25 protein-coding genes are annotated in these 25,532 nt (G+C 25.6%); 11 read left to right on the top strand and 14 right to left on the bottom strand.

Annotation, left to right across the window (positions count from 1 at the left end; all coding sequences use genetic code 11):
- Positions 1-105: 105 nt before the first annotated feature.
- Positions 106-1,113, bottom strand: coding sequence for a diphthamide biosynthesis enzyme Dph2 (gene dph2, locus Q0087_RS09400; protein ID WP_297899810.1), 1,008 nt, complete (start codon positions 1,111-1,113; stop codon positions 106-108).
- A 73-nt stretch (positions 1,114-1,186) separates the two neighbouring features.
- Positions 1,187-2,521, bottom strand: a complete 1,335-nt coding sequence (locus Q0087_RS09395; protein ID WP_297899809.1) for a signal recognition particle protein Srp54 — start codon at positions 2,519-2,521, stop codon at positions 1,187-1,189.
- A gap of 496 nt (positions 2,522-3,017) precedes the next feature.
- Between Q0087_RS09395 and hpt the strand changes: the two genes are divergently transcribed.
- Positions 3,018-3,593, top strand: coding sequence for a hypoxanthine/guanine phosphoribosyltransferase (hpt, locus tag Q0087_RS09390; RefSeq protein ID WP_297899807.1), 576 nt, complete (start codon positions 3,018-3,020; stop codon positions 3,591-3,593).
- 250 nt (positions 3,594-3,843) lie between these two features.
- The gene (locus tag Q0087_RS09385; RefSeq protein WP_297899805.1) at positions 3,844-5,169 is read left to right on the top strand and encodes a tRNA pseudouridine(54/55) synthase Pus10; all 1,326 of its coding nucleotides are present in this window, start codon (positions 3,844-3,846) and stop codon (positions 5,167-5,169) included.
- Positions 5,170-5,300: 131 nt separating this feature from the next.
- On the opposite strand, the gene Q0087_RS09380 is transcribed toward Q0087_RS09385, so the two are convergent.
- Positions 5,301-6,473 (bottom strand): acetylornithine transaminase, encoded by a 1,173-nt coding sequence (locus Q0087_RS09380; RefSeq protein WP_297899803.1) that lies wholly within the window; start codon positions 6,471-6,473, stop codon positions 5,301-5,303.
- Positions 6,474-6,757: 284 nt separating this feature from the next.
- Between Q0087_RS09380 and Q0087_RS09375 the strand changes: the two genes are divergently transcribed.
- A complete protein-coding gene (locus Q0087_RS09375; RefSeq protein WP_297899801.1) occupies positions 6,758-7,180 on the top strand; it encodes a peptidylprolyl isomerase in 423 nt (140 codons plus the stop codon).
- Positions 7,181-7,434: 254 nt separating this feature from the next.
- Here the strand turns inward: Q0087_RS09375 and Q0087_RS09370 are convergent, their stop codons facing one another.
- The 9 genes from Q0087_RS09370 to Q0087_RS09330 all read right to left on the bottom strand — a co-directional run bounded on the left by Q0087_RS09370 (position 7,435) and on the right by Q0087_RS09330 (position 17,026).
- Positions 7,435-8,040, bottom strand: a complete 606-nt coding sequence (locus Q0087_RS09370) for a HemK2/MTQ2 family protein methyltransferase (RefSeq protein ID WP_297899800.1) — start codon at positions 8,038-8,040, stop codon at positions 7,435-7,437.
- Between the two features lie 150 nt (positions 8,041-8,190).
- A complete protein-coding gene (gene rsmA / locus Q0087_RS09365) occupies positions 8,191-9,087 on the bottom strand; it encodes a 16S rRNA (adenine(1518)-N(6)/adenine(1519)-N(6))-dimethyltransferase RsmA (protein WP_297899798.1) in 897 nt (298 codons plus the stop codon).
- A 372-nt stretch (positions 9,088-9,459) separates the two neighbouring features.
- Positions 9,460-10,086 (bottom strand): DUF655 domain-containing protein, encoded by a 627-nt coding sequence (locus tag Q0087_RS09360; RefSeq protein ID WP_297899796.1) that lies wholly within the window; start codon positions 10,084-10,086, stop codon positions 9,460-9,462.
- 838 nt (positions 10,087-10,924) lie between these two features.
- Entirely contained in the window at positions 10,925-11,263 is a 339-nt protein-coding gene (locus tag Q0087_RS09355) for an RNA polymerase Rpb4 family protein (RefSeq protein WP_297899794.1), read from the bottom strand.
- A gap of 5 nt (positions 11,264-11,268) precedes the next feature.
- Positions 11,269-11,559, bottom strand: a complete 291-nt coding sequence (locus tag Q0087_RS09350; protein WP_297899792.1) for a 50S ribosomal protein L21e — start codon at positions 11,557-11,559, stop codon at positions 11,269-11,271.
- 380 nt (positions 11,560-11,939) lie between these two features.
- Positions 11,940-12,812, bottom strand: a complete 873-nt coding sequence (gene dapF / locus Q0087_RS09345; protein WP_297899790.1) for a diaminopimelate epimerase — start codon at positions 12,810-12,812, stop codon at positions 11,940-11,942.
- 63 nt (positions 12,813-12,875) lie between these two features.
- Positions 12,876-14,186 carry a diaminopimelate decarboxylase gene (lysA, locus tag Q0087_RS09340; RefSeq protein WP_297899826.1) on the bottom strand — a complete coding sequence of 437 codons (1,311 nt, stop codon included), beginning with the start codon at positions 14,184-14,186 and terminating at the stop codon, positions 12,876-12,878.
- A 401-nt stretch (positions 14,187-14,587) separates the two neighbouring features.
- Positions 14,588-16,255 carry an MFS transporter gene (locus Q0087_RS09335; protein ID WP_297899788.1) on the bottom strand — a complete coding sequence of 556 codons (1,668 nt, stop codon included), beginning with the start codon at positions 16,253-16,255 and terminating at the stop codon, positions 14,588-14,590.
- Positions 16,256-16,600: 345 nt separating this feature from the next.
- A complete protein-coding gene (locus Q0087_RS09330) occupies positions 16,601-17,026 on the bottom strand; it encodes a MarR family winged helix-turn-helix transcriptional regulator (RefSeq protein ID WP_297899786.1) in 426 nt (141 codons plus the stop codon).
- A 242-nt stretch (positions 17,027-17,268) separates the two neighbouring features.
- On the opposite strand from Q0087_RS09330, the gene Q0087_RS09325 reads away from it, so the two are divergent.
- A complete protein-coding gene (locus tag Q0087_RS09325) occupies positions 17,269-17,676 on the top strand; it encodes an NUDIX domain-containing protein (protein ID WP_297899784.1) in 408 nt (135 codons plus the stop codon).
- 76 nt (positions 17,677-17,752) lie between these two features.
- Here the strand turns inward: Q0087_RS09325 and Q0087_RS09320 are convergent, their stop codons facing one another.
- Complete coding sequence (locus Q0087_RS09320; protein WP_297899782.1) at positions 17,753-18,727, bottom strand: DNA glycosylase; 975 nt, start codon at positions 18,725-18,727, stop codon at positions 17,753-17,755.
- A gap of 85 nt (positions 18,728-18,812) precedes the next feature.
- Positions 18,813-19,637: an imidazole glycerol phosphate synthase subunit HisF gene (gene hisF, locus Q0087_RS09315; RefSeq protein ID WP_297899780.1), complete on the bottom strand. Its 825-nt coding sequence runs from the start codon at positions 19,635-19,637 to the stop codon at positions 18,813-18,815.
- A 526-nt stretch (positions 19,638-20,163) separates the two neighbouring features.
- Between hisF and Q0087_RS09310 the strand changes: the two genes are divergently transcribed.
- From Q0087_RS09310 to Q0087_RS09280, 7 genes are all read left to right on the top strand, one after another.
- Positions 20,164-20,874, top strand: a complete 711-nt coding sequence (locus Q0087_RS09310; protein ID WP_297899778.1) for a DUF2162 domain-containing protein — start codon at positions 20,164-20,166, stop codon at positions 20,872-20,874.
- Positions 20,875-20,935: 61 nt separating this feature from the next.
- A complete protein-coding gene (locus Q0087_RS09305; RefSeq protein ID WP_297899776.1) occupies positions 20,936-21,580 on the top strand; it encodes a MotA/TolQ/ExbB proton channel family protein in 645 nt (214 codons plus the stop codon).
- Positions 21,511-21,744: a hypothetical protein gene (locus Q0087_RS09300; RefSeq protein ID WP_297899774.1), complete on the top strand. Its 234-nt coding sequence runs from the start codon at positions 21,511-21,513 to the stop codon at positions 21,742-21,744. The genes Q0087_RS09305 and Q0087_RS09300 overlap by 70 nt, the downstream gene beginning before the upstream one ends.
- The gene (locus Q0087_RS09295) at positions 21,669-22,007 is read left to right on the top strand and encodes a DUF2149 domain-containing protein (RefSeq protein WP_297899772.1); all 339 of its coding nucleotides are present in this window, start codon (positions 21,669-21,671) and stop codon (positions 22,005-22,007) included. The genes Q0087_RS09300 and Q0087_RS09295 overlap by 76 nt, the downstream gene beginning before the upstream one ends.
- A 94-nt stretch (positions 22,008-22,101) precedes the next feature.
- Positions 22,102-23,070, top strand: a complete 969-nt coding sequence (locus Q0087_RS09290; RefSeq protein WP_297899771.1) for an energy-coupling factor transporter transmembrane component T — start codon at positions 22,102-22,104, stop codon at positions 23,068-23,070.
- Entirely contained in the window at positions 23,063-24,775 is a 1,713-nt protein-coding gene (locus Q0087_RS09285) for an ABC transporter ATP-binding protein (RefSeq protein WP_297899769.1), read from the top strand. Before Q0087_RS09290 ends, Q0087_RS09285 begins: the two co-directional genes overlap by 8 nt.
- Positions 24,776-24,877: 102 nt before the next feature.
- Positions 24,878-25,510 (top strand): ECF transporter S component, encoded by a 633-nt coding sequence (locus tag Q0087_RS09280; RefSeq protein ID WP_297899767.1) that lies wholly within the window; start codon positions 24,878-24,880, stop codon positions 25,508-25,510.
- The last annotated feature ends 22 nt before the right edge of the window (positions 25,511-25,532 follow it).

Raw genomic sequence — 25,532 nt, 5'->3', positions numbered from 1 at the left:
ATTAATTATCTTATAATAGTAAATTAATTATCTAATAATACTAAATTAATTATCTAATAATAATAAATTAATTATCTGATAATACTAAATTAATTATCTAAAAAATTAATATTTATCTTTTTCATGGAATAATATCTCATCAAGTTGATAATTTTCCCATTTCCTTTTATCAAGAACAATTTCCAATTCTTGAGGAGTTATTAATGGTTTTTTATACATTTGAGAGTCATCAATAGCGATTCTTGGACAAGCTGTAACTACAAAGGCATCTAAATCCATGTAATGCAATAATGAATCAGGAGTTATATTATCTATCATTATAAAATAAGCCTCCATTCCATCATTGTTAAGTTCCTTCTTTATTTTTTTGGCCAATTCAAACCTATATTGCCCTTCTTTAGAAGAGATTAATATACCCCATTTCTTTGCATCTTTTGCCTTGGTTATTCTTGCGAACCTTATTCTTAAAATTTTATCGGCAAATTCTTCTATATTTCTAGCCTCACCCATGTAAGGGTCTGCTGCTATTACAGGAGATTTAGTAAAAAGATGAATACCTAATGGATGAAAGTTTCCACTACCTACAAAAAGAAATGCATCAGCATCAAGATTTTTTATAGAAGAAAAATTACAACCTAATACCTGGCCCTTAAGAGTACTTTTAGAAGATCCAAAAACAATTTCTTTTCCATTATCCTCTAAATAATCTTTTATTTCATCTATTAGATTTAAATGTTGTGTTGTAGTTGCTATAGCGATTTTTGAATAATCTTTTATTAAATCGAGAGATTCATCAAGAGATTTATAAATATCAACACTTGAATATGCCTCAATAAATAATATCGGAACATTATAATTAATTGGAAGAGGAGTATGTGCATAATGAATAATTAAATCAACAATATCCCCCATTTTGTTATCACTTACATCACAAGCCCCAAAACAAGGATCTCCAGAAATTATAATATTTGCCCCAGTTTCCTTTTCAAGAATCTTTGCAATATTTATTCCCTGAGTTTTAAGACCCTCTGGAAATTGAAGCCCAATATTTTTAGCATTTCTTTTTTTAATAGCATTTACAGCTTTTTGAATATTCATATCATATAGTGACATATTAAATCGACATTATAATAAATTTAAAAATCATGAAAAATGAGAAAAAATAAGGAAAATTCATAGAAAAAAATTATCTCATAAATTGACCCATCAGACGACCCATAGATCCTCCGCCCATTCCACGTTTACCTATACCTTTCATTGCCTTTTTTGTATTATTATAATACTTTAAAAGCTCTTTAACCTCTTCATTTTTAACTCCAGAGCCTTTTGCAATTCTCATTACCCTAGACTGTTTAATGACTTTTGGATTTTCTTTTTCATAGTTGCTCATAGAAGACATTATAATTTTATATTTGTTTATTTTATCTTCAGTCATTTGAGAAGCTTCTTTAGGTATTTTTCCACCAAGCCCAGGAATCATGTTCATAATTTGTTTCATTGGACCCATTTTATTCATCATCTCAAATTGATTTTCCATATCTTTTATTGTGAATTTACCACTTAACATAGCATTCATTGTTTCTGCAGCTACATCTTCATCCACAACTTCTTCAGCTTTTTCAATTAGACTTCTAATATCGCCCATTCCAAGTAAACGTGAAATAAATCTTTCAGGGTCAAAAACTTCGAAGTCATCTATTCTTTCACCAGTACCAATGAATTTAATTGGAGCGCCAATTTCAGCAACAGCTGAAAGAGCACCTCCACCTTTAGCAGAACCATCAAGTTTTGTGATTACAATTGAACCAACATCAGTAGTAGTTGCAAATGCTTTAGCTTGTTCTCCAGCCTGTTGACCAATAGTTCCATCGATGACTAACATAGCTTCATTTGGTTCTATTACAGACGAAAGTTTTTCCATTTCTTCAAGAAGGTCTTTTTCCTCTTTATGTCTTCCTGCAGTATCAAAAATAATTATTTTTTGATTTTTAAATTTTTTAAGTCCTTTTTCAGCTAAATCAACAGCATCTTTATTGTTAGGATCGCCATAAAGAGATATTTGCATTTCTTCAGTTAGCTGTTTTAGTTGTTCATAAGCAGCTGGCCTCCAAGTATCTGTAGAAACAACAGCTGGTGAAAAACCTTTTTTCTGTAAAAATCTACATAATTTTCCAATAGTTGTTGTTTTACCACTTCCTTGTAAACCTAAGAACATTATTTTAAAAGGTTTATCAACTATTTCAAGTTCATGTGGCTCACTTCCAAGAAGGTTTACCATTTCCTCATAAACAATAGTGATAACATGTTCACGTGGAGTAATTCCTTTTGGTGGTTTTTCATTAAGGGCTCTATCCTCAATTCTTTTTGATAATTTTAATACTAAAGATATGTTAACATCAGACTGAATTAAAGCTCTTTGAATGTCTTTAACAACTTCTTTAATAGTTTTCTCATCGATGACGGTCATTCCTGCTAATTTTTTCATTGTATTAGTAAGACTTTTCCCTAAATTTCCTAACATTTAATCACCAGACCAGGATTTTTGATTATAAATTAATAATAAAATTGTAAATACTAAATAAATAATAATTAAAATACGAAACTGTCAAAAACTTGAAGTTTTTGAAAATTATGAAATATTTAAAAAATATTAATTATATAACTCTTATAAAATACTAAATAGTTATATACCTTATAATCACTAACATTAACATTTATTATACTAATAGCATTTTATATTTATATATAAATATTTATAAAAATTATAATATTATTATAAAAAAATTATAATTATTATTATAAAAATTATAATATAATAATATATAAAAATATATTTATTTATCTTTAAATAAATAATTAATGATTTTAAAATTAGACTATAAAATTAGTATAACATTTAATACTATAAAAATTTGATTATAATTCAGTATTAATAAAATAATAATAAAAATAATATATTCATAATTTATCTAATTATCATTATTCTATATTATTCATGAAATTAAGGGGTAAAAACAATGCTAGAAGAATTAAAAAAAACATTAATAGAATCTCCAATTGTAAAAAAAGGAGAATACAATTATTTCGTTCATCCAGTAACAGACGGAATTCCTGAAATGAAGCCAGAAGTATTGAAAGAAATAGTAGCTATTATAAAAGAAAAAGCTAATTTAAACATTGACAGAATAGTTTGTGTTGAAGCCATGGGGATTCATCTAGCTACTGCCCTATCACTTGAAACAGGCATACCATTTGTAGTTATTAGAAAAAGAGAATATGGGCTTACTGGAGAAGTTCCAGTATTTCAAAAAACAGGATATGGTGAAGCAAATTTATACATCAACTCATTAAAAAAAGGAGACAAAATTCTTCTTATTGATGATGTTGTAAGTACTGGTGGAACTTATATAGCCATTATTAAAGCTCTTCAAAATTTAGGTGTTGAAATAGTTGAATCAATAGCTATTGTTGAGAAAGGTGATGGTAAAGCTATTGTAGAAGAAACTACTGGATCCTCACTTATGACCCTTGTTAAATTAGATGTTATTAATGGAAAAGTTGTAATTGAGTCAACAATCGAAGACATTGATTAATGATTTAGATAATTAATTTAGATAATTAATTTAGATAATTAATTTAGATAATTAATTTAATTTTATTTATTCCATATTTTACCTTATATATAATTTAAATTTAATAAGCTGATTTTAATTAATTTCAATAAATATTACAAATATTAAATATATTATTATTATTAGTAGTTTTAATTTTATTTAATAAAATAATAATTAATGAAATAGATAAAATGATTTTCTAATAATATTTTTCAAAAAGAATGATATCATGGACCAAAATGTACATTTAAAAGCAAATAAACTTGTTGAACTAAATAATGGAAATATATGTAATCGTTGCCTTGGAAGAAAGTTTTCAAATATGATTGAATCTTCAGAAACTGATGGAAATGAGGAAAAAGGAAAATTAATTCGAGAAAAAATTTCTATTGAATCTAAAAAAGGTGATGAAGAAACAAAATGTGAAACATGTAATGATATCCTATTTAAAATAGATGAAAACATTAAAAATGGAAATATTTTAGAAAGAATCCAAGGGAAGATTGATTATCTAAACTTAGAGTTTGATACATTTTTAATAGGATCAAAAATACCTGAAGAAATATTAAATAGGGATGAATGGTTAAATGAAGCTTTAGATTTAGATGTTGAAAATATTAAAAAAGAAATTAATCGGGAAATAGGGAAATTACTTGAAAAAGAGTTAGATAAAGAAGTAGATTTTGATAATCCAGATATTGTAATTATGGTTGATTTAAGAAAATTAATTCAGGAAAATAAAGATAATAATGATGATAACAGTCAAAAATCTGAATCAAACGATTTATCAGCTATTAAAATAAGAATACAGATAAATCCAATATTTATAGAGGGCAGATACAGGAAATTAATTCGTGGTATTCCCCAAACTAAATGGCCTTGTAGAAAATGTAAAGGTAAAGGTTGCAGTGAATGTGGTGGAACCGGAAAGATGTATAAAGAGTCTGTAGAAGAGTTAATTTCAGAAATTTTTCTAGATAAAACAAGAGGATATGAAGCTAAGTTTCATGGTGCTGGAAGAGAAGATATTGATGTAAAAATGCTTGGAACAGGCCGTCCATTTGTTCTTGAAATAAAAGAACCCAAAATTAGAAAATTAGATCTTCAAAAGTTAGCTAAAGAAGTTAATGAACATTCAAAAGGAAAAACAGAATACATAGATTTAAAATACACAGATAGGAAAAAAAAGGCCGAAATTAAAGTTTCATCTCCAGATACCTTTAAAATTTATCGTGCATTAGTAGAATGTGAGGATAATATTAGTGATGAACAATTAGCTAAACTAAAAGAAAGATTAGAAAAAACAATAATTGATCAACAAACTCCTCAAAGAGTAGCTCATAGAAGAGCTGACAAAATAAGACAACGAGAAGTTAAAGAACTTTCAACTAAACCCCTTACTTCTAAGAAATTTGAAATGACCGTAAAAACACAAGGTGGATTATATATAAAAGAACTAATTTCAAGTGATGATGATCGAACAACCCCAAGTGTTAGTGAGATATTGGGAACAAAAGCTATTTGTAAAGAGTTAGATGTTATTGGAGTAGGTTAATTATATTTTTGGAGAAATATTAAATAAAATCCATCAGTATTTTAGGTTTTATTAATAATATTTAAAATTTAATATTTTTAATAATCCTTTCTATTTAAATATTAATAGATATTATTATATAAAAATAATATCTAAATCTCAGAAAACACTTCATCTAATGCTACAATCATATGATCAACATGATTAGTAGTTATTATAAGAGGTGGCGCAAATCTTAGAACATTTCCAGCTGTTGAATTTATCAAAAATCCTTTTTCCCTCATTTTATTAGCAAATTCTGCTGATTCTCGATTAATTTCGACAGCTAAGAACAAACCAGAGCCACGAACATCAATTATAAAATCATATTTTTCCTTTAATTGATTTAATTTATTTTTAAGATATTTTCCAACTGTTTTTGAGTTTTCTAATAGATTTTCATCTTTTATTGTATCAATAACTGTCATTGCAACAGCACATCCTAAAGGATTCCCTCCAAAAGTTGAACCATGATCCCCATAATCAAAAGCATTAGCTACTTCTCCTCTAGCTAAAATTCCACCAATAGGATAACCACTACCCAAAGCTTTAGCTATTGTCATAATATCTGGTTTGATTCCATACAATTCATAGGCAAACATTTCACCAGTTCGACCAAATCCTGTTTGAACTTCATCTAAAATAAGAAGAACATCTTTCTCTCTACAAATAGCTTCAACTTCTTTTAAATAATTTTCTGGAGGAACAATAACTCCACCTTCCCCCTGAATAGCTTCTATAAGTATTCCTGCAGTATCTTCACTAATAGCATCAGCTATTGCTTTACTATCCCCAAAAGGAACATGTTTAAAACCTGGAGGCAGTGGTTTAAAAGGTTCTTTATATTTATTCTGACCAGTAGCAGTGACAGTGACTAGAGTTCTTCCATGAAAAGAATTATTTGTAGCTATAATCTCTCCTTTACCAGTATATTTTCTAGCTAACTTTATAGCTCCTTCATTAGCTTCAGCCCCACTATTTGCATAAAAAACTCTATCAAATAGGGTTATTTCAACTAATTTTTTTGCAAGTTTTACTTGTTCTTCTGTATAATATACATTAGAAGCATGAATGAGTTTTTCTGCTTGTTTTTGAATAGTTTCTATGATTTTTGGGTGGGATTGACCAAGTGCATTTACAGCTATCCCTGCAAAAAAATCAGTATATTGATTTCCATCGGCATCCCAAATAAGAACTCCTTCCCCATGAGTTAAAGCAATTGGTTGGCGTCCATAAGTTTGCATAATATATTTTGAATCTAAATCTATAATTTCCTTATTATTCATTCTTATTCCTCAATATAAATAACATTTTTATTTTTATTCATTTATATAATTATACTTAATTTAATCAAAAATACAAAATTAAATATACAATAACAAACATAATATTTAATGATATATTTTTAATAAACCTGTTTATAATATTATCTAGAAAAATATATAAAATAATTTAATATTATAATATATTTATAAAAATATTATAAAATATTCTTAAAAAATATATAAAATATTTATAAAAATAATATTTTACATTATTAAATTTCAAATTAAATCAAATTTGTGATATCATGAAAAAAGCAATAATTGAAACTGAAAAAGGTAACATAGAATTAGAATTATTTGAAAAAGATGCACCAAATACTGTTGCTAATTTTGAAAAATTAGCTAAAGAAGGATTTTACGACGGGTTAACATTCCATAGGGTTATTGATGATTTTGTAATCCAAGGCGGATGTCCAAAAGGAAATGGGACAGGTGGCCCTGGTTACACAATTAAATGTGAAATAAATGATAATAAACATGGAACTGGTGCTTTATCTATGGCACATGCAGGGAAAGATACTGGAGGAAGCCAATTTTTCATAACTCACTCCCCACAACCTCACCTTGATGGAGTCCATACTGTTTTTGGAAAAGTTATATCTGGAATGGATATAGTTAATTCCGTAAAACAAGGCGATAAAATGTTAAAAGTGACTGTTACAGGTTAATTTTAATAAAAAATTAACTTTTAATAAAAAAATATGATAAAAAAAAATATAATTATAATTGGATTAGAATTATATAATTAATTAATATTGTAATTAACATATACATTATTATTTTTTTATTTTCGAATTTGAAAATTTTAATTTCATTTATTTTTATATATTCAGCTATTTATTTTATTTTTATATATTTGATATTTCCGTTATTTTATATATTTAGCTATTTATTTTATTTTTATATATTAATAATTATATAATTAATCTAAAAAACCTGTTATTAAAACTATTTCTTCAAAGAAAAACTTCTCACTAGCTGTAATTTCTGTTAAAAATCCTAATTCTTCTAGTTTTAATAAAGTTTGTTCAATATTAGAAAGTGAAGATTGAATCATTTGAATTCTTCCCCCTTTCTTTAAATAATTTTTAACTTGGTCTAAAAAAGGATCGATTATTTTTCTTCCATCTAATCCTCCATCAAAAGCATAATTTAAATTATCTTCTAAAATTTCACATTCATCTGTTGGAAGATATGGAGTATTAAACAAAATAACATCAAAATTTTGTTCACTTTCAAAATCTGCTTTTATTGGTTCGAACAAGTCTCCAAAAAGTAATTTTACATTTTTAATTTTGTTAGCTAAAAGATTTCTTTCTGCAAGTTCAATAGCATTGAAATTAATATCCGTAGCTAAAACCTCATCAGCAATTTTTGATGCATACATAGCAACTATACCCGATCCAGTTCCTATTTCAAGAACTTTTTCACCAGTTTTAATATTTAAATTATCGATTAAAAGAAAACTATCATCTGATGGTTCATAAACCATATCTTCTGTTTCAATATTAAACTCTCCAACTTTCATTTATTTCCCCACAACCATATTTTATCTCCAACATTTAATTCTTTATATATTTCTCAAAAATGTTTTTATATTCCCCATATCCCTTTAAATTCATGTTTTGATTATCTTAGATAACAATCCATTATTAATTATGATTAAAAATTTTATTAATTATAATTTTATAATTGGTTTAATCAAATTAGTCAATTCTAATATTTCTTCAGGAGAAGTTTTTACAGCTCTTTTAGCTAAAAAAGGCTCTAAACTAGAATTAGAATCTAATAGGCATTTCAATGATTTTTTATCATTGTATCCCAAAATATTCCTTGAATCGATTAAAGCATTCCTAATTTTCTTATTTTTATGAGGAAAAATTGCTTTACAAATTTTTGAATAATCTCTTTCATTTTCCATATTTAAAAAATATTTTTCATTTTTTATAGGAGTTAGTTTGATAACTGAGGAATAAATTTTTGGTTGAGGTATAAAAGATTGAGGAGACACATTATCCAAAAATTTAATATCAGTTTTAAAATGTAACATTGCTGAAAGCCTTGAATAATTTTTTTCACCAGTTTTAGCAATCATACGATTAGCAAATTCTTTTTGATACATTAAGATAGCTAAATCAAAATCAAATTCTAAAAACTTAAATGTGATTGGAGAAGAGATTTGATAAGGCAAATTGGAAACTATCTTATTACACTCTGAAAAGATAGATATGTCAACATTTAATGCATCTTCATTAATTATTTCTATATTATCAATTTCTTCATCCTTAACTCTTTCAGATAAAATTTTAAATATTTTATTATCCTGTTCAATAGCTATAATTTTTTTAGCACTTTTAGACATTTCTATTGTTAGTGTTCCGATTCCTGGACCAACTTCAAGAATGGTGTCTCTTTTAGAAATTTCAGCGAAATTGATTATTTTTTTTCTCTTAAAATCATCAATTAAATAATTTTGACCTAGATTTTTATTTAATCGAATACCGTGTTTTTGAAGTATTATTTTAGTTTCATTAGCTAAAGAATTTTTATTTATATTTTCTTCATTACTTTTCAAAATATCACTTCAATCCAATATGGTTATATAAATATATTTTACAATATTTTTTATTTATTTTATTTATTTTATAATATTGTTTTAAATATTTATTAAATTATTAATTTCATATTTAAAATTTATATTTTATAAATAAATAACATGATAAATAAATTAATTTAAAAACTAGCATGAAAATGATAATATAAGTGATTATCTGGGTAAAATAATATATATCATGATCATTTATAAACTATTGAGTTTAAAAGAAAATTTAACTAAATTATCTAATTAAATAATTAAAAATTGAGTAAAATAATTTTTAAAAAAATGTTTGGTAAATACTAATAAAAGAATTAAAAATATAAAGAAAAATAAAATTATGGTTATTTATTAATTTCTTTTTCTAGGTTTACTTCTTGTTTGTCGTCCCCTATTTCTTGAACCTTGTCTTCTAGGAGTTTGAGTAAAAACACGATATTTATTTTTACCTCTTTTTGGTTGAGTAGTATCGAGTTCCATCTTGACTCTTTTAGCTATACTATCTACAGGGTCTTTAAGTAAAGGAACCCTTTCCTTTAAATCTTCAAAACTTTCAAATGGTTTTTCTTCCCTTGCTTCAATTATAGCCCACATATGTTTTTTACCTATGCCTGGCAACAATTCTAATTTATTTAATCGTGTACTCAATGGACCTGCTTCATTAATCCATTTAATGTACTTATCTTCATGACTCATTATTATTTCATTAATAACATAATCAATCTCAATCCTACTTGTTGCAGTTAAATTTTCAAAATCGAGTTTACCTTTAACCCTACTTATTTTATCTCTTTTTCCTGCACCAATATAAACATTTTCATGAATTTCTAAGTCAACATTGTCTTTTGGAATTAATTCCAATAAGGTAAAGTTTTCAATTCCAATAGCCTGAGCAACAGGCTTTTTTTTGAAGTTAGACATATTTTCTTTTACATATCCTAAAGGCAAATAATCTAATATTACTGCATCATCTTCCATTTAATCACAACATTAAGCATAGATTTTGAATTATATAAATCAATAGATAGTTTTAAGATTTTAAATTATATTTGAATTATTTCTGAATTATTTTTAAATTATTTATGTTTTAATTATTTATGAAATTATTTTTATATTATTTATGAAATTATTTATTTAAATTCAATTTTTACAATAGTTTTATTTATAATAGTTAAATTAATATCTTTATGATATTTTTATGTGAAAATTGTTTAAATTTAGAATATATTAAGTTATACTTATCTTCATATTGTTTCTATTACATTTAATACTTTTCTATATAATTATAAATTAGCAAAATATATTTAAAAATTTTTATAAATGTTAAATAATGTTAAAATATAATTATGATAATTTAAAAATATTTATAGATATTAAAAATAATAATTCCATAGATAAAAAAGTATTTTAAGATATTTATTTATTCATAAACATACATTAGCTAATAATAAATAAATATTAAATAAATATTAAATAAATATTAAATAAATATTAAATAAATAGATATGAAAAACTTAAAAAGTTCAAGGAAATTTAATACATGAAAACTTTTAATAATATTATTGTTAAAATCATAAGATGTATTGAATATAAAAAATAAGTAAATTAAAATAAAAAGAAGAGAGCATACCCATATTTACAAGATAAATTTTATATTATATATCAAAAATCTAATATAACTAAAAATATATCAAAAATATAGTCGAAAATTAATATAAATTATATATAATAAAGAGCATTTTAAAATCTAATAGTCTAAATTTAAAAAAAACAAACTATTAGATAATTATTAAACTTAAATGAATTAATTTTAAATTTATTCATCAAACCTATATTCATCAACAATAGAGAGAATATCTTCTAATTCTTCTTTTTTTATAGGAATTCTCTCTTTAGCAAATAAAAGCCTTAAATCAGATAAATCTTTAGGCATTAAATCAGCAATTCTTACTGCATGCTTTTTCTTAACAATACCCTCTAATTTTTCTATCAATTCCTCAGTATCTTCTAAAGAAAGTTTGTTAAATTTTGTAACATGATCCAATGTTAAGTTTTGTTCATAACTTAATTCATAAGTTTCTTGGAAATCCTCTAAAATTTCTTTTACTTTAGCTGCAGGAATTGGCTCATTTTCTAATGCTTTCTTCCCTATCATTAGAATCACTCTTGTGGTTTTAAGTGTTCTGGCCTAACAATCAATTCTTTAGCTTTATTACCATCATTTAATGATAAAATATAAGCATTTCCTTTATATCCAATTACTTTAGCAGTTTTCCCATGGAATCTGGTGTGTGGTTGACCTCTATGTACACTAGGGTCAATTATAATATGCACTAAATCATCATTATTGAATTTTTGAATTTTCCTAGTTATAGGATTAGATCTTCCAGGTCTTGGAACCTTAGTCATTTTATTTCTTGATCTACTTCTAGATCCTCTTGATCTTTGCATTTGAATAACCTCGTATAATTATAGTTTATTAAATAGTAATATAGACATTTATTAATCAATGGAAAGATAATAACATCTAAAAATTACACTATCATAGATATAATTTCAAAAGTATTTTTAAAATTTATATTAAAATAAAAATTATGAAAAATTATCCTATCTTTGATAATATTAATATATTCTTATTGAAGGTATTAATATATTTTGCCTTTTTATATTTTTTATGATTTTTAAGAATTCATGAAAATATGGAAAAACCATTATATCATAATATATTAATAAAAAAATTTGTTATAAAAAATATACTATATAAGAAAATTTAATGAATAATAAAAATCATTAAAATTAATTTAAAGGATTAATTAGAAATAAGGATATTTTCAAAACATTTCCCCATTAAAAACTAATTTTGCTTCGCCTTTCATAAATGCTCCAAGCTCATCATCTTTTTCGTAAACTTCAATTTCCAAATCTCCACCAGGAAGATGAACCAAAACATTATTATCTAATATACCAAGTTTAAATCCAGCTAAAGCACAGGAAGTAGCTCCAGTCCCACACGCATAAGTAAAACCTGCACCTCTTTCCCAAGTAATAATCTTAATTTCATTTTTAGACAATATTTCAACAAAATGAACATTAATCCTTTGAGGAAAGGCTTCATGATTTTCAATAGCAGGCCCATAATTATCTAAGTCAATGTCCTGTGTATTTTCTGCAAATATTACAGAATGAGGATTTCCAACACTAACAGTAGTCATAGCTATTTCTTCATTGTTGACTATCAATTTTTCATCCAAAAATTCTTCTGTGTCAGCTATCATTGGAATTTCAGAGGTTTTAAAAGTAGATATGCCCATATCTACTTTAAAAAAATCAGATATATTCTTATTTTCCTCATTTGGAGTTATTTCAACTTTTTTCAACCCACCCAAAGTCTCAACATCAATTTTGTTATTTTTAATGATACCATTATCATATACATATTTAGAAAAACATCTAATACCGTTGCCACACATTTCTGCTTCACTACCATCGGCATTAAATATTCTAAACTTTATTTGACCTTCATCAGTAGGAGGACAAACAAAAATCACTCCATCGGCACCGACTGAAAATCCCCTTTTACAAATTTCGAGTGAAAAGCTATTCTTTTCATTTTCTGGAATTATTTCTTCATTGAATTCATTTATAACAACATAATCATTCCCAAGACCATGCATTTTAGAGAATTTTAATCCTGATAAATCCATTTTATCTCTCCAATAAATATTTTTTTGCATTTATTTTTGCATTATTATAAAAATAAATCCCAATTATTTTTTTAATCTTTCAGGAAGGATTTGATTTCTAAATAAATCATCATAAGTTTCTCTTTCTCTTATAACTTCAGATTCACCATTATTTACAAGAATTTCAGCAGGTCTTGGTCTTGAATTATATTGAGAAGCCATTGAAAATGAATAAGCCCCAGCATTCATAATAGAAAGAAGGTCTCCTTCTTCAATTACAGGAAGAGGTCTGTCTCTTGCAAATAAATCTCCAGATTCACATACATTACCTGCAACATCAACTTTTTCAATTTCTGCACCATTTTCAGATGTTTCATTTGCTTTATTAGCTACAACTATATGATGATATGAACCATACATTGCTGGACGGAGAAGAGTGTTGAATCCAGAATCTACACCAATAAACTTACGATAACTCTCTTTAACAGTATTGACCCTAGTTAGAAGAACTGTTGTATCACCAACAAGATACCTTCCAGGTTCTATATACATAGCAGGTTGTTTAATTCCATCCATCCCATATTCAGATAATTTTGATTTAAATATTCCAGTAATTTCTTCTGCAAATGGGTCAATATCAAGTAAATTTTCATCCACTTCATAAGGTATTCCAAGACCACCACCAAGATCTAAAAATTCAAAATCTATATCTGCTTCTTGTGATACTTTTCCAGCTATATCCATTAAAACTGTTGTAGCAAGTTTAAAAGGCTCTGGATCTAATATTCCAGACCCAATATGAGTATGCATCCCAATAGGTTCAAATCCCATATCTTTAGCTAAATTATAAACTTCTACAGCCTCACTTTCTTTGATACCGAATTTGCTCATCTCTCCACCAGTGATACAGTGTTCATGATGTCCTGCACCAACCATAGGATTTACTCTAAATGAAATTTTATATCCTTCAGGATTAACAATTTCTGCTAATCTTTTTAACTGAGAAATAGAATCTAAATTTATTCTAACACCAGTTTCATCAATATATTTTAATTCATCATTAGTAACATTATTACCAGTGAAAAGAATTCTTTCTGGAGAAAATCCAGTTTTTAAAGAAGTAAAAACTTCTCCAGGAGAAACTGCATCAATACAGCTACCTTCTTCTTCTAGTATTCTCATTACAGAAAGATTAGTATTAGCTTTACAAGCATATAATATTTTAAAATCAGAATAATATTTAGTAAAAGCATTATATACTCTTTTATAATTATCTCTTATTCTATTTTCATCAATTACATACAAAGGAGTTCCATATTCCTCTGCAAGCTCAAGAGTATCTGCTCCACCAATATCAGCATGCCCTTTATCATTAATTTTGAGATTTAAATCCATTCCATCCACCTTATCTAATATCATAAATTATTATTTTAAATATTTATGTTTCTAATTATTAAAATTCAGTTAATAGCTATCATTAAATAATATTTTTTTCATATTATATAAGTTTTATTAATAGTTAAAAAGATAGCTTAAATTAAAAGAATAAGTTTATGAAATGTTATAATTGTAAAATTAAGATATTATAGCCTTTTATAATTATAAAAAATTATTATTATTATGAAAATAATAAAAAAACAAAGAAAATGCAAAAAATGAATAAATAAAAAGTAATAATAAAACAATTAAAGAGTAATAAAAGAATAAATAAAAAATATAAAAAAATATAAAAAAATAATTTAAATGATTTAAAAATAATATAAAAATAATATAAAAATAATATATCCAATATTATCCTATATATTTGATAAAATCTTCATTAAATTATTATTAACATCTCTTCTACTAATAATACCAATAACTTGGTTATCTGAGTTCAATACAGGTAGTTTTTTAAATTCATGTTGAGATAGGATTCTGATAGCTTTCTCTAATATGTCGTTTTCATTTAAATAGTATAATCTTCTTTTAGTTATTAAATTATCAATACTATCCGTTATTTTATTATTAATAACTTCATGTTCTGTCTCTCCTTCTTCAATAAGAATACTATATATAAAATCATGAGAAGAATATTCTTTTGGAGCTAGATAGCGTATAATGTCTCCATCACTTATCATATTAATCAATTTATTTTGATTATTAACAACAGGAACTCCACCAATATTATGTTTAGCAAATAATTTTAGTAAATCTTTAATTTCAGCACCAGGTTTTATAGAAATAACTTTTGAAACCATGAAATCTTTTACTTTTAATGTTTGGTCTGATTTATCAGTTTTAATTATAGGTTTTAAATTAATGTGGTTCCTATTTAACATTATAACTATAATAGAGCTTATAACAAAACAACTCCCAACAATGAAAGGTACATTAGGAGCATAAATCTCAGCTAGGATTCCTGCTAAAAAAGGAGCAATAGCTCCACCTATCATACGTAAAAAACTAAATGCAGCAGAAGTAGTTGATGCTTCAATTGAAGAGGAATTCATTACAGCATTAGTAAACAAAGAATTACTATTTCCAAACAGTAATCCAGAAACAATTATACATCCAGATATAACTAGCAAATTAGATGTAAAAATACCCATGACTAAAAGAAGAGCCGTGAAGATAATTAACATCACATATAATGGTTTAATTGTCCCAAATTTTTTTTCAAGACGAGGAGCTATGAAATAAGATGAAATTCCAAGAAGAATACCCCAACCTAAAAATATAAGTCCAATATCAAATGGATCCAATCCTAATATTAAAGGAGTATATGCTAACAAAGTAAAAAATCCAAAATTATAAAGAGAATTTGCAGTTCCTAGAACTGCAATCGGCCGATTTTTCATTGCAAGAAATGGTTCTTTTAAAGAAGTGTTTGATTTTGTACCAATATCTTCCTTTACATTGGGCAATTTAGTAAATAATAGTAAAAAAACAATGGCCATCATTACTCCAATTCCCATAAATGGATATCTCCATGAAAATTGTCCAAGTATTCCTCCAATTAATGGTCCTGCTGCAACACCTATTCCAACAGCAGCTTCAAACAAAACAATTGATTTTGTTTTTGAAACTCCTGCAACAGTTACCATAGCAGCAAGCCCAGTAGCAAAGAAAAGGGAACTCCCTAATGCCCAAATACCACGTAAGCTAATAATGGTCCAGATATTAGTTGCAAAAGCTGCAATAGCTGAAAAAACGCCTATTATAACAATTCCTACAAGTAAAGCTTTTTTGATACCCAATCTTGTAGATATAGCTCCTGTAATCAATGCTCCAACAGCCATTACAAGATTATAACTACTATACAATAAAGAAACTTCACTTGGACTTGCTCCTAATTGAGAAGATAGAGTTGGTAAAACAGGCCCTATTAACCCCATACCCATTAATGCAGTGATAATTGCAATAAATAATAACCATGCAGACGAAGGTAATCCTTCATTTTTAGTTGATTCATTAGACGACAATTAATACCTCCTTAGATTTTTTATTATATATGACATATCAACTACTGATATATCAATTATTTTTCAATCATACTCTGAATTAAATTAAAAATATTATAAAAAACTTATATAGAAATATAAAAAATATTAAACTATTCAATGAATATCTAAAATATTCAAAAACATGAAATAACCATGCAAAATATGGAAAAAATTGAATAAATATTCTAAATACTAAATAAAAATCTAAAATACCAACTATACACTTAGTAAAATAAATAAAAATCTAAAATACCAACTATACACTTAGTAAAATAAATAAAAATTAAAAAATAATGAATATTATAATAATAATTTATATGAAAACTATAAATTTGAATCTAATTTATCCAATAAGTAAAATAACATTTCGAGTTCATTTTTAGTGAAAATATTTTTAATCTCTTGAGAATTTTGTAACATTAGTTTAGAGGTTTCTTTAAATAAATTCAAACTTTTATCTGTTAAATATATTAAAAATTCTCTTTTATCTTGGAAAGAACTTTTTCTTTCGATAAGGTTCTTATTTTCAAGAGTATTCAAACTTCTAGTAATAGCTCCAGTATCTCTTTTTGAAGCTTTTGAAAGCATTTTCTGATTACATCCTTCATTTTGATATATAAAGTATAACATATGCCACTGTTCAAAACTAATATCAAAACATTTAAGTTTATTTTGAATCATTTTTCTTAATTTATGACTGATTTTCATAAATTGATAAAATAAATCACTTTCATCAAAAACATATTCCATATAAATAACTATCCTATCATTAGGTCACTATTTTAAATTTTTTAAAAAATTTCATGAAAAATAATTTATAAAACTAATTATAAATTAATATATAAAGTTTTTGATTATAAACTTTTATATAAAAATAAATTAATTATAAATTTTTTTATAATAATTCAATTAGCTGACATATCAATTATATTATAATTATAGTATTTAAACTTTTTCAATTTTAAGGTTGAAAATTATAAGGAGTGAATAAAATGAAAAAACCTTACGGATTAACAATGAGAGGATTATTAAAAAAAGATGGAAAAATTTTATTATTAAAGAGACATCCTAATTCTAAAACAAATCCTAATTGCTGGGAGCTTCCTGGAGGAAAAGTTGAATCTGGAGAAGATTTTGATGACGCCATAATTAGAGAATTTAATGAGGAAACTGGACTTTCTATTGAGTTAAATGATTTATTAGGTGCAGTTCAAGAAGATTTCCCTCATAAAAAAACTATTGCTCTTATTATGAACGTTGATATTTCTTCAAAAAATCTAGAAGTTAAAATAAGTGAGGAACATGTTGATTTCAAATGGGTAAAAATGGAAGAAATTAAAAATTTAAAAATATCTGGATGGTTTGAAACTTTAATGGAAGAGAGAAATTACATTTTATAATATTTTATAATTATCAAAACACTAGTAAAAATTAATAAATAAAATTATTTAAAATATTAAAATGATAAATTTCAATTTATTTCAATTTAGTCATTAAACCAGATTTACGTGCATAATGAAACAAATATAGCTGAACATATCCTGCATATTCACCAAAATTTTCTATCCCAAATTCACGGATTTTATCAATTGAAACATCCTTATTGTTAAAATATAGATATGAAATTATCCTTTTTATCCATACATCAGTTGGAAATGCCTGTTTAAATCCATAACCATAAAGTAGAATACAATCAGCAACTTTAGGCCCAACTCCCGGAAAATTTAATACCTCTTCAAATGCTTCTTCATATTTCATATTTGAAATTTCGAGGAGATTAACCTCATTAGATAGAATTTCGCTTGTTTTTTTTATATAAGGAGCCCTATAACCAACTCCACAGGATTTTAAATTGTTATTACACGATTCAATAGCAATATTTCCATTAAGAGATTCATATTCCTCTAAATCGTCTTCATGTATAAATTGAAGCAATTTAGGATAAGGGAATGTGTTAAAAACTCCTGATGGAAATTCAATCTTTTCCCCCCATTTTTCTCGAATAGCATAGATAGATTTTGTCCATCGTACAATAGAATTATTAGCTGAAGATATAGAAGACAATATAGCTTCAAATGGATTTTTAGCTAAAAACAAACGAAGGCCTCTGGAAAAATCAGATGAAGGTTCAAGTTTAGAATCCTCAGATAAATAGTTGTAAAATTTATCTAAATTAAAATCTAAGTCAAATATCCTAATAATTTCCTCTTTTATACATTTATCATTCACATAGTCTTTAGTAAAATTAGAACCATTAGGAAATTCAAATTCAACATTTAAAAAATCTATATCCTCTTGATAGGCTTTAATAAGAATTGGAACATTGTTTAATGATTTATTATTTAAATAAATTACATCACAATATTTATTATTAATCTCTTTCCAAGGAGGTTGTGATGTCTGACCAGAACTTTGTGTGATTTTTAAATCAATTAAATTATTGAATATCATTTTAAACAACTGAAAATATTTATTGATTAATAAGTAAGAATTTATTAATTAATCATTAAGATAATACAAATTAGTTTTTCATCAATTAAAATCGAACATTGACATTCTTTTCTTTTAAATACTCTTTAACTTCTTGAATAGGGTATTCATTAAAATGAAAGATACTTGCTGCTAAAGCAGCACTAGCATCAGCTACATTAAAAGCTTCAAAGATGTGTTCTGGTTTTCCAACCCCTCCAGAAGCTATTACAGGAATATCAACAGAATCATTAATTGCTTTTGTAAGTTCAAGATCATAGCCATCTTTAGTTCCATCTCTATCCATAGAAGTTAATAAAATTTCACCTGCACCTCTTTTTTGACATTCTTGTGCCCATCCAATAGCATCAATACCAGTAAATTTCGTTCCCCCATAGATACTAGTATCAAACCAGCAATAACCTTTTTTAGTTTCTATAATATTTTTATCATTACTTTCTTTTGGATTATCAACATACCTTCTTTTTGCATCAATTCCAACTACACAAGCTTGGGTTCCAACAACCTCAGATGCTTCATTTATAAGTTCAGGATTATGTATAGCAGCAGTATTAGTTGAACATTTATCTGCCCCTGCTTTAAGCATTTCAACATAATCTTCAACTTTTCTGATTCCTCCTCCAACACATATAGGTATGAAAACATTTTCAGTTACATTTTTAATAACCTTACCCATTGTATCTCTTTTTTCTCTTGAAGCAGTGATATCAAGAAGTACAATTTCATCAGCCCCCTCTTCATAATATTTTGTAGCTAACTCAACAGGATTTCCTGCATATTTAATCTGTTTAAATTCAACCCCTTTAACAACACGACCCTCTGGAACTTGAAGATCACAGTCCAAACATGGAATTATTCTTTTTGTTAACATTATTATTCTCCAATTATAGTTAATGCGGATATAATCATAAATATATATTATTAATTTAATTGATATTAATTTAATTGATTAGTTAATTTTATATAAATGTTTATCATTAATAACTAAATTTTTATAATAATCAAAATAGTTTTATAAAGAAATAAAAATTATTCTTTCTAATAAATTATTCTTTCTAAAGTAAATATTTTATTGACATAGCTTTCTAAAAAAATTTGATTTAAAATTAATAAAATTTAAAATTCCTTTATAAAAATATTATATTTTTAAAGTAAATTTTTTAATGCTAATACCTTAATAGAAATTTTTAAGAAGTTTATACAATTTAAAAGAATTTTAGGCTAATTTTATCTATTTTATTATATCTTAAAATTAATTAATCAATTAAATTATTTAATTTAAAATAAATATTTAAAAATTGAAATATACTTCCAAATTGATTTTCAATTAGAATTGAAAAAAAGTTAAATTAACTTTATATATATTGAGATATATAATAAAAAAGGAGGTATAAAAAATGGATATAATAGCAATATTATGGCAATTAGGTGTATTATCAGCGATTTTAGTTTTTGGTTTAAAAATAGGTCTTGCTTCTGGCTTAGCTCATTTTTCAAAAAAAGCATTGGCAGTTATAGTAATAAGTTATGGAATAGGAGTTCTTATAATCACTACAATCGCGTCATTTTATTCTTCTCAAATAACAGGAATAATGTACACATACAATATTGGATTTTTCTTAATTATGGCAGCAATTATGATTATTTCAGGTGTTTTAACAATAAGAGAGTGGAAAATACATGAAAAAAATACATCCAAGCCAGCTGCAATCGCAATTATTGCTCCATGTCCGTGCTGTTTTTTATCAATAGTAGTGAGTATATTAATAGTGGCTCCAACAATAGGATTAACTCCATTCAATTTAAGTCAATATGCAGCATTAGCTTTAATGATAATAATAATTGCTTCATATTTTGGTGCAAATTTATTTAATAAGTTAGTTAAAAAACCATACCCCGTTGTTCTTGGAAACTTCATGTTTTTTTTAGGACTATACTTCCTCGTATCTTCATTAATTCTTCCAAATATAAGTAGTGTTTTAGCAAAACCAATGGGAGACATTTCAATTGAGTCAACAAGCTCATTAATCTTAGCATTATTATTGTTTTTAGGATTAATAGTTTTAGGTAGAATAATAAATAAAAAAATAAGTTATCTAAATAATTAAGAACACTCAATGATTTAATATTTTTAATAATAATTTTTAATAATAATAAGGTGATTTTAAGATGGTTACAAGTATTCCTGGGAGTGATATTTTAACTTCTGGTTTGAATGTTATTTCTCAAAGTTTATTAATACCGGTAATAGTTATATTGTTGATTTTTGTAGTATATGCAGTTATAACTCTTGGAGGTTTGATTTCAGAATATACCAGTAGGAAAAAAATACCTGCTAACACTATAAAAGACCTAATATATGATATTTCTGCTTCAGAAAACCCTGAAGAAGTTAAAAAAGTTGTAAGCGAATCAATAATTCCTAAAAGTCAAAAAAATATTTTAATAGAGTTGGCTTCATCTGAAAGCTTAAAAGAAAAATCAAGACAAGCATTAGCAAACAAATACATTGAAAGTGAAGAAAACCACATAGACAAAATAGTGGAAAAAACAGACATAGTCACAAGAATCGGCCCCACACTCGGACTAATGGGAACATTAATACCAATGGGACCAGGACTAGCCGCACTAGGAAGCGGAGATGTAAACGCACTATCACAAGCAATAATAGTAGCATTCGACACAACCGTAGTAGGAATAGGAGCAGGAGCAGTCGGATACCTAGTATCCAAAATCAGAAGAAGATGGTACGACGACTACCTATCCAACCTAGACGCACTATCAGACGCCATCCTAGAATACATGAACAACTAAAAAGGGAAAAAAAACAAAACATAAAAAAAGCCAAAAAAAAAGATTGTAAAAAATTATATTATACAAAAAAAAGAGGAGATGTAAACTCATGGCGAGAAAAGATAGGAAAAACAGAAGTTCTTCAAAAGTTGAAGAAGACCCTATGGCCGGAACAACCAACCTAGTAGATGCCATGCTAGTAATATCTGTAGGTTTACTAGTATTCCTAGTAATGTCATGGAACATGCAAAGCGTAGTTTTCAGCGACATGACAGCAGAAGAAAAACAAAACACAATGAAAGAAATGCAAAAAGTATCACAAGTAAACCAAGGAAAAGAACTCAACGACACACCCAACTCAACCGAAAGCTCAGGACAAGGATACGTAGAAATGGGAAAAGTATACAAAGACCCATCATCGGGAAAACTCATAATGGTAGAAGGATAAATAGAATTGAGTGTTAAATAATTATAAATTACACTTTTAAAAGATGAAATTTAATGAACTCAGAAAAGAATAAAAAATCTAAAAATTAGATATTATGAATCTAAATACTATAAATCCTGGAGTAATATCCTTTTATTATATCATACTTATTATATTTGCATTAATATTCAATAATATATATTATTTAATTAGTTTATTAATATTTATAATAGTTTTAATATATTTACAGGGAAAAAAAGGTGAAATAGCTACTACCTTAAAGTATTTTATTCCAATGTCTTTAATAATCATAATCCTCAATCCCTTATTTTCAAATGTAGGAACTACAAAAATTTATATTTTTAGTAATTATTTTATTACCCTTGAGTCATTAGTTTATGGATTATTAATGGCTTTTTCATTATTAATAATTCTTTTATTATTTTTATCATTTAATGAATATGTTGATTATCAAAAAATCTTATATTTATCATCAAATCATTTCCCAACAGTTTCAATGATTGGTGTAATGGCTATGCGGTTTATACCTTTGTTAAATTATAGATTAGGAGAAGTTAATAAGATATTCAATTTTAATTATGATAATTTGGCATTAAATGATACAAATAACTATGATAGAATTAATAGTTGTAATAATAATACTAATATGTATAATAATGGGCATAATAAAATAATTAGAAATAGAAAAATAAGAAATAAAATAAATAAGGTTAGTAAAATGGGTTCAATGCTAGCTATTGTAATATCATGGTCTTTAGAAGAGTCAATGTTAACTGCAAAGTCAATGAGAGCTAGAGGATATGGTATCACAAAAAGAACAAGTTATTTGAAATATAATATTAATAAAATTGATATAATTCTTATTTTAATAATAATTGGAAGTTCAATCATTTCTTTAATAGGATTATATTATGGTTTTGGAAATTTAAAAATATATCCTACCTTAAATAAATCATCTTTCCAATTTCCATTAAATATTTACTACATTATATTTCTAATGTTATTATCACCATTTATAATTCTAGAACTTATTGAAAGAATCAGGTGGAATTTTAATGGATGAAAGTATGAAGAGAGGGACTTTAGATTTAATTAAATTCAAAGATTTTAGTTTTTCATTTTCAAAGAATGAAAAAATTTTTTCAAATATTAACTTTACTGTGAAAAGAGGAGATTTTGTTTTATTTTGTGGACCATCTGGTTGTGGAAAAACAACCCTCTTAATGAGTTTAAAAAATGAAATAAAACCTAAAGGTGAAGAAGAAGGAGTAATATATTACGATGGAAAAAATATTCGCCAAATATTCAAAGAAAAATCTGCAAGAGAAATAGGATTTTTATTTCAAAACCCAGAAAATCAGTTTGTTTGTGATACCGTAATACAAGAGATTAGTTTTTCATTAGAAAATATGGGACTTCCTACCGAAGAAATTAGAACCAGGATAGCTGAAATATCAACATTTTTTTCTTTAGATAAGCTACTATATAAAAAAGTAGATGAATTATCTGGTGGACAAAAACAACTAGTTAATTTATGTTCTCTTTTAGTATTAAAACCTAAAGTACTACTTTTAGATGAACCAACATCACAATTAGATCCAATTGCATCATATGAATTTTTATCAATACTTCGTAGATTAAATGAAGAATTTTCAATAACAATATTAATGAGCGAACATAGAATAGATAATATATTTCCATTTATAGATAAAGCAATCTTTATAGAAAATAAAAAAATAGCATATAATAATTTTCCAAGGGAAATTTGTTTAAAATCATGGAAAGACCCTACTTTTTCAAATTATCTTCCTTCTACTGCTTTAATACATAATTTATTTAAAGAATATTACTCTTTTTCTCAAAATAATCTAATTCCTATTAATATTAGAGAAGGATTAAATGATATGTATGAAATGAACCAAGAATTATTAAATAATACTAAAAATACATTTTATGAGGAATATGAAATATTAAACAAAAATAATACTAACAATAAACTTGATAAGCCCAATGATAAAAAAAATAATAAGCTTAATAATGATAAAATTGAATCAATTTTTAAATGTGAAAATCTGTATTTTGGTTATAATAAAAACCAGTTAATTATAAAAGATATATCCTTTGAAATTAGAAAAAGAGAGTTTATAAGTATTTTAGGCGGAAATGGAACTGGTAAAAGTACTTTATTGCAATTATTAGTCCAAATTCTTAAACCAATTAAGGGAAAAATAAAATTTGATAAAAAAATCAAATTAGGATATGTTCATCAAAACCCAATGATCCATTTTAGTTTTGAAACAGTTGAAGAAGAATTAAATGTGGAAAATAATGAAAAAGAAGAATTAATAGATTTTTTTGAAATAAGAAGTATTTTAAAAAATCATCCTTATGATTGTAGTGGGGGAGAACAACAGAAATTAGCTATTGTAAAATCATTATTAACAAATCCAGATATATTATTTTTAGATGAACCTACAAAAGGTCTTGATCCTTTATTTAAAAGAAATCTTGGAGAAAAACTTCAAAAACTTCAAAAAAGCGGATTGACAATAGTAATGGTTACACATGACATTGAATTTGCAGCTGATTATTCTAATAGAAGTTTTTTAATTTTTGATGGAGGAATACAAGTAGATTCAACACCAAAAGAGCTTTTTTATAATAATAATTTTTATACAACATTTACAAATAGAATGGTAAAGAATTTTATACCAAAATGTATAACTTTAAAAGATTTAAAAAATATATGGAATAAAAATAATTTGTAAAAATTAAATTAAAGGCAAATAATTAAATTAAAAATAGAATAACTAAATTAAAAATAGAATAATTAAATATAAAAATAGAATAACTAAATTAATGGTGGAATAATGGAAACTATGACATTAATATATTGGTTAGTGTTTTTTATACTAATAATAGGAGTATTTATTGGATTTTTTAAAATGTTTGAAAGATCTAAGCCAAGTGTTGAAAATATTGTGATAATAGCTATTTTAATAGCTATATCTGCTTTAGGAACTCTCCCAACAGCTGCAGTACCAGGAGTTCAAGTTGCATCATTTATTATTATAATGACCGGTATTGTTTTTGGTGAAAAGACAGGATTTATAACTGGTGCATTAACACCAATAGTTACTGGTTTGTTTTTAGGATTGGGATTTTGGACAGTACTACAAATGCTTGGTTGGGGGATTATGGGTTTAACAGCAGGTATTTTAAGTAAAAGTTTAAAGAAAAGTACTCCTTCAAGAGCAATTTTTGGTTTAGGGTGGGGAATTCTTTATGGATGGATAACAAACATAGCAATGTTACCATTTTTAGCAACTATATCCTTTGAATCAGTTTTAAGTGTATATGCTGCAAGCTTTACATTTGATCTCATTCATGGAATAGTAAATGCTGTTTTATTAATATTATTGTTTGGAACATTTGAAAGAATATTTTTAAGAGCAAAGGAAAAATACTTTTTAGATAATGAAGAATCTAGTTCAAAAACTTAAATATGGATTAAAAAATAATAAA

Origin of the sequence: uncultured Methanobrevibacter sp., assembly GCF_937881195.1 — an archaeon.
Lineage (GTDB): Archaea > Methanobacteriota > Methanobacteria > Methanobacteriales > Methanobacteriaceae > Methanobinarius.
Note: the sequence above shows the minus strand (reverse complement) of the source record. Positions and strands in the feature narration are given on the sequence as shown.

What these genes read in the sequence shown, in the direction of transcription:
- Q0087_RS09310 (WP_297899778.1), top strand. Translation starts at nt 20,164, where the DNA reads ATGGATATAATAGCAATATTATGGCAATTAGGTGTATTATCAGCGATT.
- Q0087_RS09370 (WP_297899800.1), bottom strand. Translation starts at nt 8,040, where the DNA reads ATGAAAGTTGGAGAGTTTAATATTGAAACAGAAGATATGGTTTATGAA.
- Q0087_RS09325 (WP_297899784.1), top strand. Translation starts at nt 17,269, where the DNA reads ATGAAAAAACCTTACGGATTAACAATGAGAGGATTATTAAAAAAAGAT.
- lysA (WP_297899826.1), bottom strand. Translation starts at nt 14,186, where the DNA reads ATGGATTTAAATCTCAAAATTAATGATAAAGGGCATGCTGATATTGGT.
- hpt (WP_297899807.1), top strand. Translation starts at nt 3,018, where the DNA reads ATGCTAGAAGAATTAAAAAAAACATTAATAGAATCTCCAATTGTAAAA.
- Q0087_RS09295 (WP_297899772.1), top strand. Translation starts at nt 21,669, where the DNA reads ATGGCGAGAAAAGATAGGAAAAACAGAAGTTCTTCAAAAGTTGAAGAA.
- Q0087_RS09380 (WP_297899803.1), bottom strand. Translation starts at nt 6,473, where the DNA reads ATGAATAATAAGGAAATTATAGATTTAGATTCAAAATATATTATGCAA.
- Q0087_RS09395 (WP_297899809.1), bottom strand. Translation starts at nt 2,521, where the DNA reads ATGTTAGGAAATTTAGGGAAAAGTCTTACTAATACAATGAAAAAATTA.
- dph2 (WP_297899810.1), bottom strand. Translation starts at nt 1,113, where the DNA reads ATGTCACTATATGATATGAATATTCAAAAAGCTGTAAATGCTATTAAA.
- Q0087_RS09375 (WP_297899801.1), top strand. Translation starts at nt 6,758, where the DNA reads ATGAAAAAAGCAATAATTGAAACTGAAAAAGGTAACATAGAATTAGAA.
- Q0087_RS09385 (WP_297899805.1), top strand. Translation starts at nt 3,844, where the DNA reads ATGGACCAAAATGTACATTTAAAAGCAAATAAACTTGTTGAACTAAAT.
- Q0087_RS09330 (WP_297899786.1), bottom strand. Translation starts at nt 17,026, where the DNA reads ATGGAATATGTTTTTGATGAAAGTGATTTATTTTATCAATTTATGAAA.
- Q0087_RS09305 (WP_297899776.1), top strand. Translation starts at nt 20,936, where the DNA reads ATGGTTACAAGTATTCCTGGGAGTGATATTTTAACTTCTGGTTTGAAT.
- dapF (WP_297899790.1), bottom strand. Translation starts at nt 12,812, where the DNA reads ATGGATTTATCAGGATTAAAATTCTCTAAAATGCATGGTCTTGGGAAT.
- Q0087_RS09360 (WP_297899796.1), bottom strand. Translation starts at nt 10,086, where the DNA reads ATGGAAGATGATGCAGTAATATTAGATTATTTGCCTTTAGGATATGTA.
- Q0087_RS09320 (WP_297899782.1), bottom strand. Translation starts at nt 18,727, where the DNA reads ATGATATTCAATAATTTAATTGATTTAAAAATCACACAAAGTTCTGGT.
- Q0087_RS09355 (WP_297899794.1), bottom strand. Translation starts at nt 11,263, where the DNA reads ATGATAGGGAAGAAAGCATTAGAAAATGAGCCAATTCCTGCAGCTAAA.
- Q0087_RS09300 (WP_297899774.1), top strand. Translation starts at nt 21,511, where the DNA reads ATGGTACGACGACTACCTATCCAACCTAGACGCACTATCAGACGCCAT.
- Q0087_RS09350 (WP_297899792.1), bottom strand. Translation starts at nt 11,559, where the DNA reads ATGCAAAGATCAAGAGGATCTAGAAGTAGATCAAGAAATAAAATGACT.
- Q0087_RS09285 (WP_297899769.1), top strand. Translation starts at nt 23,063, where the DNA reads ATGGATGAAAGTATGAAGAGAGGGACTTTAGATTTAATTAAATTCAAA.
- Q0087_RS09290 (WP_297899771.1), top strand. Translation starts at nt 22,102, where the DNA reads ATGAATCTAAATACTATAAATCCTGGAGTAATATCCTTTTATTATATC.
- hisF (WP_297899780.1), bottom strand. Translation starts at nt 19,637, where the DNA reads ATGTTAACAAAAAGAATAATTCCATGTTTGGACTGTGATCTTCAAGTT.
- Q0087_RS09280 (WP_297899767.1), top strand. Translation starts at nt 24,878, where the DNA reads ATGGAAACTATGACATTAATATATTGGTTAGTGTTTTTTATACTAATA.